Origin of the sequence: Nocardia jiangxiensis NBRC 101359 (assembly GCF_000308615.1) — a bacterium.
Lineage (GTDB): Bacteria > Actinomycetota > Actinomycetes > Mycobacteriales > Mycobacteriaceae > Nocardia > Nocardia jiangxiensis.
On the sequence record NZ_BAGB01000162.1, the window covers coordinates 26,041 to 39,655 of the forward strand.

Below are 13,615 nucleotides of genomic sequence, written 5' to 3' on the forward strand. Positions count from 1 at the left end.
TCGGTGTACGATTCCGGTTTTCCGGGGGTGTTTTTCGGTATTGGCTTGAATCGGTGTGGTGTGTCGAGTTAGCTTCGACCCGCACCTACCGGGAAATCATCGAATACCGAACCCCGGGGGGCGCGCCGAATACGGATATTGACCGATACCCACGGCGCAATCACTTTCCGACAGGAGTTACCGAAATGACCGAACACAGCCCCGCAACGGCCACCGCGCGCGCCCGTCTGGGGAACGGCGAATTGCGCGCCATGGTGGCGCACGTACTGGCCGACAACCCCGGCACCGAATACGGGCCGCGCCAGATCGCGGTCCTCCTGGGCCGTTCGGCCGGGGCGGTCGGCAATGCCCTGGCCCGGCTGACCGATGCCGGGCACGCCGAACAAACCCAAACCACCCCGCGCCGCTACCGCGCAACCCCCGCCACCGCGACCGCCGCCGCGTCCGTAGTCCCTGCCCGCGTGTCCGTGGCCCCGGCTCGCACACCCCGCCGCACCCGTCCCGCCATCACGCCCGCACCGGCCGCCATGACCCCGGCCGCCGCGAGCGTCACCCTCAGCCGGGCCGCCGCCGCGTTCGGCCGCGCCGCCGTCGCGTTGATCGTGGCCGTGGTCGGTGTGGCCGCCGCGTTGGGCCGCCACACCGTCACCACCCTGGCTCACCGCACCGCCACCCCGGCCCGGCCGAACCCGCGCCCGGTGCCCGCGCGCCGCGCGATCACTGCGGACCGGGCCACCGCCGCCCCGGCACCGCGAACACCACGCCCGGCCGCACCCGCACCGGCCCCCGCCGACACCGCCCCGGACACGCACGCACCGGCCGCGAACACCACGCCCGCACCGGCCACCACCCCGGAACCAGCTGCCGCCCCGGAACCGGCCGCCACCGTGGAACCGGCCGCCACCCCGGCCGACACGGGCAAGGCCGACGACCTTACGCCCGCACCGGCCACCGCCACCGCACCGGCCAAGCCCCGCAAGAGCACCAAAACCGCTGCGACGAAACGCGCTTCGACCCCGGCCGCGCCCGCCGACGACACCGGGACCGGTACCCCCGATGCGGCAACCCCCGCGCGCAAGCAACGGGCCCGCAAGAACACCGCACCCGCCGACACCACGCCCGCCGACACCGCGCCCGACACCGCCACCGCCCCGGCCACCGAGGCGGCTCCGGCCAAGCCCCGCGCGCCCCGCAAGACCACGAAACCCGCTGCGGCCAAGCCCAACACGCCCGCCAAGGCCACGAAACCGGCTGCGGCGAAACAGGGTACGGCCAAGGCCACGGCGAACGACACTGCCGCCCCGGCCCCGGTGAGCGCCGCCCCGGCCGAACAATCACCCGCCCCCACCGCGCGCCGCGCGGCCCGCAAAACCGCCACCGCGACCGAACCGGCCCCCGCCACCCCGGCCAAGACCACGCGGGCCAAGACCTCCGACACCGCCCGCAAGGCCACGAAACCCGCTGCGGCCAAACAAGGTACGGCCAAGGGCAAGGCGAAAGCCGCCGCCCCGGCCCCGGCGAACATCGCGCCGACCGGCACGCCCGCGCGGCCCCGCCGCACACGCACCGCACCGGCTACCGCGCAAACCCGCGCCGCCGCCTGATTCCCCCGCACCGGCCGGGGCCCTCGAACCCGCGGCCCCGGCCGGTGCCCCCGACAGGACACCGGAAACCGAGACCGGTACCGGCACACACGAATCGAGGAATTCCGCCATGACCGACCACCACGACGACGAGCACGACAACGACCTCGACCTGGTCCCTTGGGATCAGCTCAGTACCGACGCGGTGCTGGCCATCCGCACCGACGCCTTCTACTACGAGGACCTGGCTCGCACGTTGCGCGCGGACAACGAACTCGACACCCGGCTGGAGCTGGCCGATTTCAGCCAAGGCCGCCGCCGCACCTGTCGCGCGTGCGGGGGCTGGGCCGACCATATCCACGACCCGCTGACCGATGAACCGATGATGGTCCCGTGGTGGTATCCCACGTTCACCCGCGCCGACGTCGAGGCCATCACGCAGCTCGCCTGGCAGGTGTTCGCGCTGGCCTCGTTCGCCCCGAGGTGGGCCTGGGACGCCCTGGCCGATGGTTCGCACCGGGTCACCGTCCCGCTCAAGGCCAGTAACTACCGGGTCATCGTGCCCGCCGACGACGCCGACGGGCGGCCCGGCACCGCGTATATCGACAACGACTACACCGGCGCACCCGATCTGCGACCGCCGGTGATCTACGCCAACCCCCGCACCGCCGCCGCGATCGCCGACGCCCGCCGATACCTCACCCCGCCCGCCTAGCGCCCCCGAACCGGCCGGGCCCGCATCCTGCGGCCCGGCCGTACGGGAACCACCACCGCGCCGCGCCCGCGCCGACGTCCAGTCGTCGGCACGGGCAGGGCACGGGCGGACGGCACCGAGGCAACCCGAAACCATCACCAGCACAACAGAATCGAGGAATTCCGCCATGACCGACCAGCACGACAACGACAACGACCAGCACGACTACGATCCGCGCCCGGGGGTCGGGTGCGCTCATGACGCGCGCGCATGCGCCGAAACAGCAAGTGGGGCAACGACTACGAACCTCACCGCTATCGAGGGCCCCCGGTTGAACCTCGACGATATCGTCGGCGGGGCTCAACAACGCAACGACGTGGAGGTACTCCACGAACGGAACGGCGTTTCGGTGCGGTACCGGCTGCACGTCGATGCCCGCATCGAGCAGTCGTACTTCGTGGTCGAGGCATACGATCCGGCCGGGCGGCAATGGAACGATCTCTGGGCTATCCCGCAACAGACCTACACCTTCGACGGGCCCGAAGGGGCCGACACCAACCCGGACACGAGGGTGCTCGCCAGCCCGTATCAGCGTGACCTCTACCGCAAGTCACGCAGCTGGCAAAAGATCATGGACAGGCTGACCGCGCACGCCGATTACCTCCTTGCGCCCCGCGCCGCCACCGGGGGTTGTGCCCGCTGCGCGGACACCCCCGGCGAAACGGCCGGAAACGGGGACGCCGGGCCGATCTGATTTTCCCGCAGCCCCCTGGAAGGAGAACAGGTCATGAAACTTCATGGATGGTGCGAGAAGTGCCGTAAAGTCAAGCGGGTCAACATGTCCGGCCGCGCCGTGCCGCTACAGCCGATCATCGGCGTGTGTGACGAGTGCGCCGAAACCACCAGCGACACGCCTGCCCGCCCGCGCGTGGAGAGACCGAACCGGCCCGACGCCCCGACGTAGCCACCCGACGCCGAGATCGAACGGGCCCGGGGTGATCCGCCAGCGCGGATCACCCCGGGCCCTGTTGGGTCGTCGGTGCTGATGACATCGGGGCGGCACCGGCGCGGGCCGCCACACCCCCGGCACCGGCACCCCCGCCCGACCCCGGCGCGCACGTCATACCCTGGCCGCACTGCCGATCCGGCCGGGGCCCCGGTGCCTATTTCGGTGGGCGCGCTGTGCGGGGCCTATCGGGCGGCTGCTAGCACCCTCTCGAGGGTGACCTCGATCAGTGGGCGTGGTTGATTTGGCCGGTCAACCAGCTGGTGAGGTCTTGTAGGCCCGGGGCGTACCCGTTCTGGTGGACACCAGAAGAGAAGAAATTCGCCGCGTCGATTCCTTGCCGGGCCAGGTCGGCGAGTCCACTGTTCGAGGTCGTGCCGGTGTTGGTGGGGGTGAGTGCGGCCAGGGGTGCGGCGGTGCTGCCGGTGAGTGCGTTCGCCGCGACCTGCGCGAGGTCGGCGGCGACAGGAAGCAGGCCGGTCAATGCGGCCCCGGCACCCAGGACGTCTCCGGTGGTGAGTTTCTGCACTGCCGCCCACGCGGTGTCCTGGGCGTTACCGAGGTCGGTGGCGACTCGGTTGATGTCGACTCCGGCGAGGATATCGATGATTTGTGCTGCCGCGCTGGTGATTCCGCTGGTGTCGGCCGGGGCGAGGATGGTCAGGATGCGGGCGATGAGGTGCAGGTCGACCTGCGAGGCCATGGTGACCAGCGGCCGGAACTGATTGTTGAGGTCACCGGCGAGCTGGTGGGTGCCCGGGACGTCCAGGGCGGCCAGGCGTTGCGGCAACGCCGCGAGGTCCGCGCCGATCGCGGGCAGGTTCGCTGCGAGGGCGCTCATCCCCGCCAGCACGTTCAGTACCTGCTGGGTGAGGGTGGACGCATCGAGTCCTGCCAGAGCACCGGCTTCGGCGCTGGGCTGCGAGGCCGGGCCGGTCTGAGTCGTGGCCTCGGGCCCGGGTGCGGGGTTCGGGGTGCTGGTGAACGCGCGTCCGATCGTGGTGACGAGCGGGTCGGTCTGCGGGGAGGCCGAGCAGTACAGGTCGCCTTGGGTGCAGAGGGTACGCACCCGGTCGGTCAACTCGCCGAAGTCCTGGCCGCGAGGGCCCTCGACGCCTTCCCCGCCGGCCTGATGGCCGAGTTGCGGTGTCGTGGACGCGCGGTGAGGGTCCGCGACGAGCCCGACCGCCAGGACCCGCGAGGCCGGGATCGGGCCTTGCCCGTGCCCAATCCGGGCCGCGAGGTCCCCAGCGACCTGCGCTCCTTGGGAATACCCGAGCAGGACCACTTTCGTAGTGGGGCACAGCTGCGACAACTGCGTGGAGAGCGCTTGTGTGCCACCGGATTCCGAGGCGGCGTAGGTCGGGGTGATCGACGCGGAGTAGTCCACCGTCTGCGAGGCGAGATCGTGGCCGTAGCGGGCCTGCAGGTCGCCGGTAACCGGGGCCAGCAGGGTCTGCGGCGAGGTCTGGGCGGGCGAGGTGCCGGTCGGGGCCTCCTCCCAGGTTCCGGGCACCGTGACCGTGGTGACCTTCGCGCAGCCTTGTGCGGGTGTGGGTGCGGCGACGGCGAGGGCGGGTGTCACGGCCGCGGTGAGCACGGTGGCCGCGCAGATCGAGGCACCGGCCCACCGCCGCACCCTGGGGCGAGGGCGTGCGGGGTGGCGTGTGGTGCGAATACGGATGTGTGAACCGATCATGGGGTACCTCCTGAACAGGGTCGAATGACGGACGCGAACACCACCGGGGCGTGGTGCCGCTATCTGAGGACTCCTGTTCGAGGGCCGAAATTTGACACGCGATACGGCACGGATTTCGACCACAGCCGCGCGGGGCCGGGAATCCCGCGCGGCCCCCAGGGGCCGGGGCGTTGGATTGCGGGGCGTTCCCAGGGGGCCGACCGGCACCGCGCGTCCGGCCGTGGGGCGCGGTGCGGGGGCGTGGATATGGCACGGGCCCCGGCCGTGGAATTGGCCGGGGCCCGTGCGGTGTGCGCGCGCCGCGCGTTGGTTAGCGGTCGCGGTCCTGTGCGGCGATGGCGGCGGCCGATGGTGTGTCGAACACGCGCCCATCGGGCAGCATCAGCCCACCGGTAGCGGTGACCACGGCCGCGATATCGGTTCCGGCCAGGGTGAGCGCGTCCGCGACGTGTAGCTGGCCCCCGTCGATGAGATCGCGCACCGTCCACCGATGCGGTGTGCGCGCGAACGGGAACGGGTCGTCGAACTCGTAATCGACCTGCCAACTCTCGGCGCACTCGGTACAGATGGTGCCACCGGCGACATGCGCGCACTCGGTGTGCGGCACCACCGTGAACAGGTGCTCGCGGATCCGGGTGACCCGCTGCGCGGTGCCCAGCATCGTGTAGGACTCGTCCAACCGCGCGGTCAATGTCTCGTACATGAAATCTTTCCCCTTGTCGTCCATAGCGAAAATGGCCTGTTCCCAGGCGGGGACGGACCCCGCCTGGGAACAGGTGCTCAACTCACGCGGTCCGGGCGTGTGTCCATGCCCGGGGCAGTGCCCCGCCCGTAGTGAGGTGGTTGTCCAGGGCGGCCATGAGTTCGCTGGCCTCGCGGTGCCACGCGGCGAGCCGGTCGTGGTGATCGCCGGTGTCGGGGTCGCCGTCGTGGGCGTCGATCTCGGCGTCGATCTGGTTCTGGCGGACACGGAACCGCGCCAGCAGGTCGTCGGGATCATCGGCGCGCACCGGCCGGGCGGGCGCGGGCGCGACGGGCCCGCAGCCGTGGTACCGCGCGTAGTGGTAGGCGGCCACGATCGCGGCGGTACCGCGCGCGGTGGCGTGGATGGCCGGGAACGCCCGCGCCTGCCCGGTGACCCGGTGCACACACCCGCTGATGTAGACCACACGGGCGGCCCCGTCGCCGGTGTCGCCGTGGTGGATCGTCACCACGAACTGGTGACGCCCCAGATCGACCACAACCTGCGCGGCGGTAGGGGTTTCGGTCCAGTGGTGCGGCAGCGCGGTAACCGCCAGCGCGAACACCCGCACCGCTGTCGCGATGTGCTCATCATCGGCCAGCAGGCCCCCGTGCACCGGCATGCGCTCCCCGGTACCCGGTTCGTGGACGTGATCAGCCCAACTCCCGCACGGCCAGCACGTGCGGCGCGCCGAGCCGCCGAGCTGCCCGAGGTCTTCCAGCTCGTTGTCCAGTTCCAGCGCGCGCGGCAGATTCCGGGCATCGGCGGCCCGGTCACGAGCGGCCCGCAACAGCGCGATCGGTTCGGATGTGGTCGGTGTGGTCATGACAAAGTCTCGATTCTGTTGTGCAAGAGCAAATTTCGGGAATCGGTGACCGGGCGGACGCCCGGCAATGCGCGGCGGGTGTTCACGCCCCGGCGGCCAGAGCCCACTTCTTCGGCGCGTCGCTGGTACGGGTGGCCACGTCCTCGGCGGTGAGCCTCTCCAGGGCGTTGTTGATCGCGCCGCTCGAGAACTGCCGGGGCGCGTGCGCGGTGTCCAGCGCGTGTTTGAGCGCGGTAGGGCTGAACGACTCGCCGGGGTTGTCCCGCAGATGGTCCTCAACCAGCCCCCGCAACCCACCCGGCGGCAACTTGTCCACCGTGCCCGCACCACCCCCGGCACCGGCGGTGCCCTTGGCAGGGGCGGCGGGTGGTGCGGTGGTGCCGGTTTTCTTGGGGCGGCCCGGCGTGCGCGCGGACCGTGCGGCCGGTTTCACGGTCGCGGTGCGGGCCGGGGGTGCGGTGTCGGCCAGGGTCCACAGGTAGGTGGCGCGGGACGCGTCGGGGTCGGTGGTGCGCACGGCCGTGCCGTCGTCGGCCATCCGCGCCAGAATGGTGCGGCCGGTGGACACGCTCATTCCCGCGTCGAACGCCAGCGCGCTGGCGGTGGCCCCGGGATTAGCGGCCAGCGCCGCGCGCATAGCGGCGTCGTTGGTGTCGTTTGCTGGTCGCGCATTGGGCATGACATCTCCGTGGGTGGTAGGGAATTCGATAGCGGTGTTGCCATGTCCCGGCCGGGACGGTTCGCCCCGCAATTCCGGCGGAATTGCGGGGGAACCACATACATGGACGCTCGTCACCCGGGGAAATGTCAAGCCGTTATCGAAAACAAGACGCCCGTCTTCTGTTATTTACAACGGCAACGGGAATGTCCGGCGGTATCGGATAGCCGCGACTCTAATAGGACGAAACGAGTACGGCATACGACTGTGCGGCGAGGTTTCCATCGGGGGCCATTGTCGTGCCAGCGCACGGTGCCAGCGGACCCGGCCGTAGGTGATTTGCACGATCGGTGCGCTGGAATCCAGGTTCACGATATATCGACCTCGCAGTTCCACCTGAAATCGTCGACGAATTCCCGAGTCTGATCCTCGGCCTATTTCCGGGCCTCGGCGAGGTTATCGAACGGTTTGGGGTAGCGATATTTCCGGGTATCCGACATCGAAATATACGAGACCATGCCATCGATCTCGACGGGTGCGGTGGCGGGGTTTTCCGGTGAGTGGTCAGCAGAACGCATGGCGGACGACCTTTCTATGGCTACAGGCTCGCTGGGCGTCCCTCCCGTGGGATTCCTGAACCGATGCGGTTGCCTCGGCGCGCGGGCCGGGCGGACACGTTGGCCCCGCCTGGTTCCCGCAGCGGGCGCATCGTGACGACGAGCGCCTCGCCCCCGCCTCGGCATGCTAGGCAGGGGCGGTGCAGTGTCCTAGCCCTCGTTCAAGGAGGCACTGAACGCATGCCCTCGACATCCCACAACTCGTAAGTTGGATGCAGGTGTACGGCACCCGGCGGGACTTCGAAGACCACAATTTGCCGGAAAGTCATGGCTAGTATTAACATTGCAAGATTTCGTCCGCCGATGACAGATGTACGAGGGGAAACGAACAGTGTCGATTTGGTCCGATCTTGGATTCCAGGAGAGTCCGTATGCGACTCGTCCAGTCCCTCCTACCGAGGAAGGGGAGAGCCTCTTCGTAGGCAGAGATGGCGTTGCAAAAAGGTTGGCCAACCGCCTAACATCCTCCGACCTACATCCAACAATTGAGGGTGAAAACGGTGTCGGAAAGACCAGTCTGGTCTCAGTGGTGGGATATCGTCTGCGACGGGAATTTGAGCAGAAGTCCACTAGTCAGGCAATTATTCCTCTAGATGAAATTTTTCAGCTGACAGTCGGCGACTCGGCTGCGACACTGGAACGCAAAGCTCTGTTAGCCGTCGCCAACAGCATGATCAAACATCATGATCTCCTAAAAAGGGGCGGACATGATGTCCCCGACGTGGTGGACCTTCAAAAATGGATTAACGCCCCGTTAATCAAAGGTGGCGGCGCGGGAGCAAGCGTTGCTGGATTCGGCGGAAGCGCGAGTCGAAGCGTATCGGTGAATACTGGCGCTGGATTTAACGAGGCAGGACTGAGGGATACGGTTTTCGGCTGGCTTCGACAGTGTTTTCCATCGTCGCAGTCAGGTGCCTTCGTCGGTGTTATCGACAATCTTGAGCTGCTTGAGACATCGAAGGAAGCGCGCGCTCTTCTGGAGTCGATGAGGGATGGAATACTCTCGTCGCCTGGTCTCAAATGGGTGCTCTGCGGCGCGCGCGGAATCGTAAGAACAAGCGCCTCCTCGCCTCGACTCGAAGGTAGACTCGCTGAGCCACTGGAGCTTTCTCCGATTGAAGACGCCGAGATCTCCCAGGTAATAGCTCGCCGCTTGGAGTTGTATCAAATTATTGATTCTGCGGTCGCTCCTGTAGATCCTGAGAGCTTCAAGCTAATATATGATGTTCTAAACAAGAACCTCCGCAACGCGTTGAAATATAGCGAGGATTTCTCGTTCTGGCTGCATGATGGCGGATATGCGAGTGCAGATCCTGTAGCCAATCGACAACATTTCGAGCGCTGGATAAGAGGCCAAGCGGCGAGGAACGCGGAAGAAACCAATCTATCTGGCAACCGAGCATGGGAGGTGTTCGATAGCCTAACAGGAATAGGAGGGAGTTGCTCTCCTGGTGACTACGAAACCTTCGGTTTCAACAGTGCTCAGGCAATGGTTCCACACATCAAAAGTCTGGAAGACGTGAATCTGATACAAAGCACAGCCTCAGATTCAGATCGTCGCCGGAAGACTATTCTCGTCACTCCCCGAGGGTGGCTTGTTCGTTATGCGCGAAGTGATTACTCCATTCCTGAGTGACCAGTTGCTGGCGATGCTTGGTTCACTGGTGAAGCGGGAGTATTCAGACCCTGCTGTATTCCTCCCTTCGGTCATTTGATGGGTTTTGTCTGGGAGGGTATGTAGGTTGGTGTTATTCCGGATCGGGTGATTTTTTGTCGCTGGTGGTGCGATTCCGCCACTCGTTGTAGAGGGTTGCCAGGGCTTGGACTGCGCGGCGGTATTGGTCTTCCGAGGTCATGGGGGTGGTCTCGATGCGTTCGATGGTGATTCGGCCGTGTCGTGTTGGTTTGCGTCGCTGGGGGGTGCTGGTGTGGGCCTGGTCTTCGGTGGGAAGGTCGGGGCGGTCGGGGGCTTGGTCCTGGGGGTGTTCGCTCATGGCCTGCCATTCGCTTGCGCGGGGTGTGCTGTTAGTCGGGGCGGGTTGTCTTGTTGCGGGCGTTGTTGGTTGCGCGTGTTCGTGCGGTGAGGTAGGTGCTCCAGTCGTTTTGGGCGTAGGTGGCCCAGGCGAGGGCGGTGTTGATGTGGAGGTCGAGGAGTTGGGCCAGGACGGCGGCGGGGATTTCGGCGGCGAGGTGGGCCAGTGCGGCGCTGCGGGCGCGTCGGATGTGGAGGTGGAGGTGGCTGCGGAGTCCGCGGTAGAGGCTGTCGCGGGCGGGTTGTCCGGGGAAGCTGCCGGGGAACAGCCATTTCGTGTCGTCGGGGTGGTTGCGGTTGACTGCGGCGATGGTGGTGGGGTGGTTGCGTTGGGTGAGGAGGAGGGTGGCGATGGCGGGTGGGAGCCGGAGTTGGTGGCTGCCGTGGCGCAGCCAAACGCGTTTGCGGTCGTCGGTGTGGATGTCGTTGTGTCGCAGGACGGTGACTTTGCTGAGTGGGAGTCCGTAGAGCAGGACGAGTGCGCTGGCGGCGCGGATCGCGGTGGGGAGGGTGTCCTCGTGCAGGCAGCGGCGGAGTTGTTCCCAGCGTTCGTCTTCGGTGATCGGTGGGAGTGCGCTGCGATGACGTCTTTTCGGGATCGTGATGTCGCCGACGAGTCGTCGTTGTCTGGCCCAGCGAACGAATTCGCGTGCGAGATAGGTGGATTCGGGGCTGCCGCTTGTGAGCCATTGATCGATGTGGTGTTGCTGGACGTCGCTGAGATCGAGGTGTTGGTCCTGGATCCATTGCAGCAGCCGTAGTGAGACGAGGATGCGGTTGCGGGCCCAGTTGCTCGAGCTGTAGGTGAATGGTTGATGTGCGGCACGACGTCGAGCGCGTCGGAGCACTGTCCAGGTGGCGTAGGTGCGCAGGATGTGGGCGCGGGCCTCGGGTTGGTCGGTGAGTAGCTGCTCGAGCCAGGGCACGAGTCGTTCGAGGTATTCGACGCGGTCGGGCAGTACTCCGGTATGCATGAGGGTTCGGCGCAGGTGGTGCAGCGTCAGATCCTGTGGGAGCTGGTCGAGTTGGTGGTGGGTGATCGATTCACCGGTGGCGTGGAGGTGCTCGAGCAGGCGGGTGGCGGGTCGGTCCGGGGACAGCCACTGCAGGATCGCTGAAGGGGACCCGGTGTTGGTGAGTGCGGTGGTGAACGGCAGCAGGTCGACGGGGATGGTGCCGTTGGTGTCGGCGAGGAGTTCGCGGACGCGGTCGCTGACCTGGCAGCGCAGGCAGAGTCCGGTGGTGTGGAAGAAGCCGGAGTTGCCGCAGCGTTGGCAGGTGTAGTCACGGTCGGGTTGTCCGGCGCAGGGCCCGCAGATCGGCTGACCCGCAGAGTTGATGCCGATCAATGGGCGGGTGGTGCCGCAGTCGGTGCAGGGCGCGGGGTGGTCGCGGATCCACTTGTAGCAGGCCCCACAGATATCGCCGATGGGCCAGCGGGTGAGAATCGCGGTGATCCGTCGGCAGCTGACGCAGCGGCGTCGGGGGCGCGGCCAGCAGCTCGGGCAGGTCGGTTCGCGGTTACGGGCCGAGCATCGTTTGGTCGGGCCTTCTCGCCCACAACGGGTGCAGACAGCAGTGCGTCCTCGATAGCAACCCCGGCAGAGTGCAGGCTGGGTTTCGGTGCGGCGGGTTCTCAGGGGCCCAATGCGTCCGCAGGCGTCGCAACGCTGGTCCGGCGGCTGGTAACAGCTCTCGCAAACCGGTCCGGCGGGAGTCCGGCGCTCGGGAGGGCGGTGCCGTCCGCAGCGGCAGCACCGTTCGGACGGCCGATGCGCGCGGTAGCAGCGCGCGCAGACAGGGGTGCCGTCGGCTGTGCGAGCGCTGACTCGTTTGACCTGCCCACATGATCCGCAGGCCCGGTGGCTGCCGGGATCACGGACCCGGCATGTCTGGCACAGTGGTTTTCCCCGTGCATCGCGGGTGGAGACCGGGAGGTTGCGTCCGCAGCGCCCGCACGGTTCGGCGGTCTCCCAGCTCGCGCAGGAGGCGCAGATCCGTCCTCCGTCAACGGTTTTGGGTAGTCGTCGGGCCGGTTTCCGGCAGCGGCTGCAGTGCGGTAGCACGGCCTCGGCGCCGGCGTCGGCGAGCACGACGATGAATGTGCAGACCACCGGGGGCGCATTCGAGTCACCGGAGGTCAAGGCGTCGGGGTGCTGTTCCAGGTGGTTGCGCAGGAGCGCCAGGGCGCGTGGGCTTTTCGTGGCGGCCACCGCCTTGCGTGCTGCGGCGGTGCTGAGTGAGGGCAACGCGCCACGCAGGTAGGCGGCCAGCCAGTCGCTCGGGTCCGGGGCGGGCATGGCGGGTTCACAATCCGTCCGGGCGGCGGATCGTGGTGCGCCGTGGGGTGGGCGCGGTGCCGGTGCTGGTGGCGGTCTTGCGGATCTGGGTGGGTTCGCTGGTGATCTCGATCAGATCGTTCGGGGTAGCGTCGAGGATGTCACACAATGCGGCGAGGGTGTCCATCGACAGCCGTTGCGGCGGCTGGGTGACCAGCCGGTAGACCTGCTCGCGCGAGAGCGCGGTGCCGCTTCGGCTAGCAGCGGCACCAGGTCCGAGGTTTGGAACAAGCCGCGTTCGGCCATTTTGGTGCGTAGGTGCCATCGGTAGCCCATGGTGCGAGTCATGGTGTCTCCGTCCATAATTCGGGATGCCCCTGCAGGGACTGCTCGAGTAGGCGGTTGCGGAACTCGTCCGATACTGAGGTGTAGATCGCGGTCGTGGAGCCCCAGGCATGCCCGACCTGCTGCTGCACCATCAATGCCGGATAACCGAACTCCAGAAGATGGGTGACATACGAGTGACGCAGCGCATGCACGTCGGCCTCGGGTGGGAGCCCGGCCGCCTCGCGGGCGTCGCAGAAGGCGTCGTTGATTGAGCGCACCGAGATCCTGCTGCGGCGCTCGGTCACCCACAACGCCGGGTGCGCACCGGGATTGAACATCGGGCGGATCTGTTCGCACCACTCGGTGAGCACATCCACGATCCAGTCCATCTCCGGCACCGTGAGCACCGTGCGCCGCTTGGGCGGGCTGCCGCGCGAGGCTTTGCCGTACCGGACCTGCACCGAACCGAACAGCCCATACTGCGCCGCACGCGGATTGCGGCGAAAGTCCGCGACATCCAGGCACGCGGCCTCGCGGCGGCGTAACCCGAAGGCGTAGATCGTTTTCAGCGTCGCAGCCTCGCGCCATGCCGCCAGCGCACCCTTGCGGCCCCGTGCGCGGATGGTCTCCACCCGGGCGTCGGCCGCGTCGAACAACGCCTGGACCTCGTCGTAGGTCAATGCCCTCCGGCCGGGACGGCCCTCGTAGTCGACCACATGCGTCACGGTGTTCCACTCGTGCGCAATCTGGATCGGTGTCTGCCCGAACCTGTTGTCGCACTCGGCAATCCAGCCGTAGCGGGCGTCGGTGAGGAACTCGCAGAACATACGCAGCGCCCCGTGATACGAGCGAATCGTCGACTGCGCGGCCGGGCGCTCACGCGAGACCAGATCGGTGGTGAACGCTTCCAGCTCTCCCGGAAGCCATTGCCACGGATACTGATTGGTGAACTCGGCGAACCGCCGGACCAACCGTACCCGCGGCTCGATCGTGTCCTGGCTCAGGAACCGGCTCTTCTGCTGCCGCCGCCAGCCCTCCAGCATCGCCTCGAACACCGCCGGGGCCGGATCCAGGTACCGCACACTAGAATCCAGCACCAAGTGCACCGCGCCCGGTAGATCGACCTGTCGCGCCACTACAACCTCCGGTTGT

General features: G+C 67.3%; 12 protein-coding genes and 1 pseudogene. 5 read left to right on the forward strand and 8 right to left on the reverse strand.

What is annotated here, in order from left to right:
* The first annotated feature begins 185 nt into the window (after positions 1-185).
* From ON40_RS48825 to ON40_RS52780, 4 genes are all read left to right on the forward strand, one after another.
* Entirely contained in the window at positions 186-1,604 is a 1,419-nt protein-coding gene (locus ON40_RS48825) for a hypothetical protein (protein ID WP_051194227.1), read from the forward strand.
* Positions 1,605-1,713: 109 nt separating this feature from the next.
* On the forward strand, positions 1,714-2,298 hold the full coding sequence (locus ON40_RS38535) for a hypothetical protein (protein WP_040830368.1): 585 nt from the start codon (positions 1,714-1,716) through the stop codon (positions 2,296-2,298).
* Positions 2,299-2,464: 166 nt separating this feature from the next.
* On the forward strand, positions 2,465-3,031 hold the full coding sequence (locus tag ON40_RS38540; RefSeq protein ID WP_040830369.1) for a hypothetical protein: 567 nt from the start codon (positions 2,465-2,467) through the stop codon (positions 3,029-3,031).
* Between the two features lie 33 nt (positions 3,032-3,064).
* Positions 3,065-3,241, forward strand: coding sequence for a hypothetical protein (locus ON40_RS52780; RefSeq protein ID WP_157186711.1), 177 nt, complete (start codon positions 3,065-3,067; stop codon positions 3,239-3,241).
* Between the two features lie 268 nt (positions 3,242-3,509).
* Here ON40_RS52780 and ON40_RS38545 read toward each other — a convergent pair whose 3' ends face one another.
* From ON40_RS38545 to ON40_RS38560, 4 genes are all read right to left on the reverse strand, one after another.
* Positions 3,510-4,982 carry a cutinase family protein gene (locus ON40_RS38545; protein ID WP_157186712.1) on the reverse strand — a complete coding sequence of 491 codons (1,473 nt, stop codon included), beginning with the start codon at positions 4,980-4,982 and terminating at the stop codon, positions 3,510-3,512.
* A gap of 310 nt (positions 4,983-5,292) precedes the next feature.
* Entirely contained in the window at positions 5,293-5,685 is a 393-nt protein-coding gene (locus tag ON40_RS38550; protein ID WP_157186713.1) for a hypothetical protein, read from the reverse strand.
* Between the two features lie 82 nt (positions 5,686-5,767).
* Positions 5,768-6,550, reverse strand: a complete 783-nt coding sequence (locus ON40_RS38555; protein ID WP_040830373.1) for a hypothetical protein — start codon at positions 6,548-6,550, stop codon at positions 5,768-5,770.
* Between the two features lie 82 nt (positions 6,551-6,632).
* Positions 6,633-7,229 carry a hypothetical protein gene (locus tag ON40_RS38560; protein ID WP_040830374.1) on the reverse strand — a complete coding sequence of 199 codons (597 nt, stop codon included), beginning with the start codon at positions 7,227-7,229 and terminating at the stop codon, positions 6,633-6,635.
* A 1,125-nt stretch (positions 7,230-8,354) separates the two neighbouring features.
* Here ON40_RS38560 and ON40_RS52785 point away from each other — a divergent pair.
* On the forward strand, positions 8,355-9,461 hold the full coding sequence (locus tag ON40_RS52785; RefSeq protein WP_157186714.1) for a helix-turn-helix domain-containing protein: 1,107 nt from the start codon (positions 8,355-8,357) through the stop codon (positions 9,459-9,461).
* Between the two features lie 112 nt (positions 9,462-9,573).
* Here the strand turns inward: ON40_RS52785 and ON40_RS38565 are convergent, their stop codons facing one another.
* The 4 genes and pseudogenes from ON40_RS38565 to ON40_RS38580 form a co-directional block, all read right to left on the reverse strand.
* Positions 9,574-9,819 carry a hypothetical protein gene (locus tag ON40_RS38565; RefSeq protein WP_040830376.1) on the reverse strand — a complete coding sequence of 82 codons (246 nt, stop codon included), beginning with the start codon at positions 9,817-9,819 and terminating at the stop codon, positions 9,574-9,576.
* Between the two features lie 31 nt (positions 9,820-9,850).
* Positions 9,851-11,206, reverse strand: a complete 1,356-nt coding sequence (locus ON40_RS38570; RefSeq protein WP_040830377.1) for a site-specific integrase — start codon at positions 11,204-11,206, stop codon at positions 9,851-9,853.
* A 958-nt stretch (positions 11,207-12,164) separates the two neighbouring features.
* Positions 12,165-12,484, reverse strand: a pseudogene (locus ON40_RS38575) (helix-turn-helix domain-containing protein).
* Positions 12,481-13,599 (reverse strand): tyrosine-type recombinase/integrase, encoded by a 1,119-nt coding sequence (locus ON40_RS38580; RefSeq protein WP_040830379.1) that lies wholly within the window; start codon positions 13,597-13,599, stop codon positions 12,481-12,483. The pseudogene ON40_RS38575 and the gene ON40_RS38580 overlap by 4 nt, the downstream one beginning before the upstream one ends.
* Between the last annotated feature and the right edge of the window lie 16 nt (positions 13,600-13,615).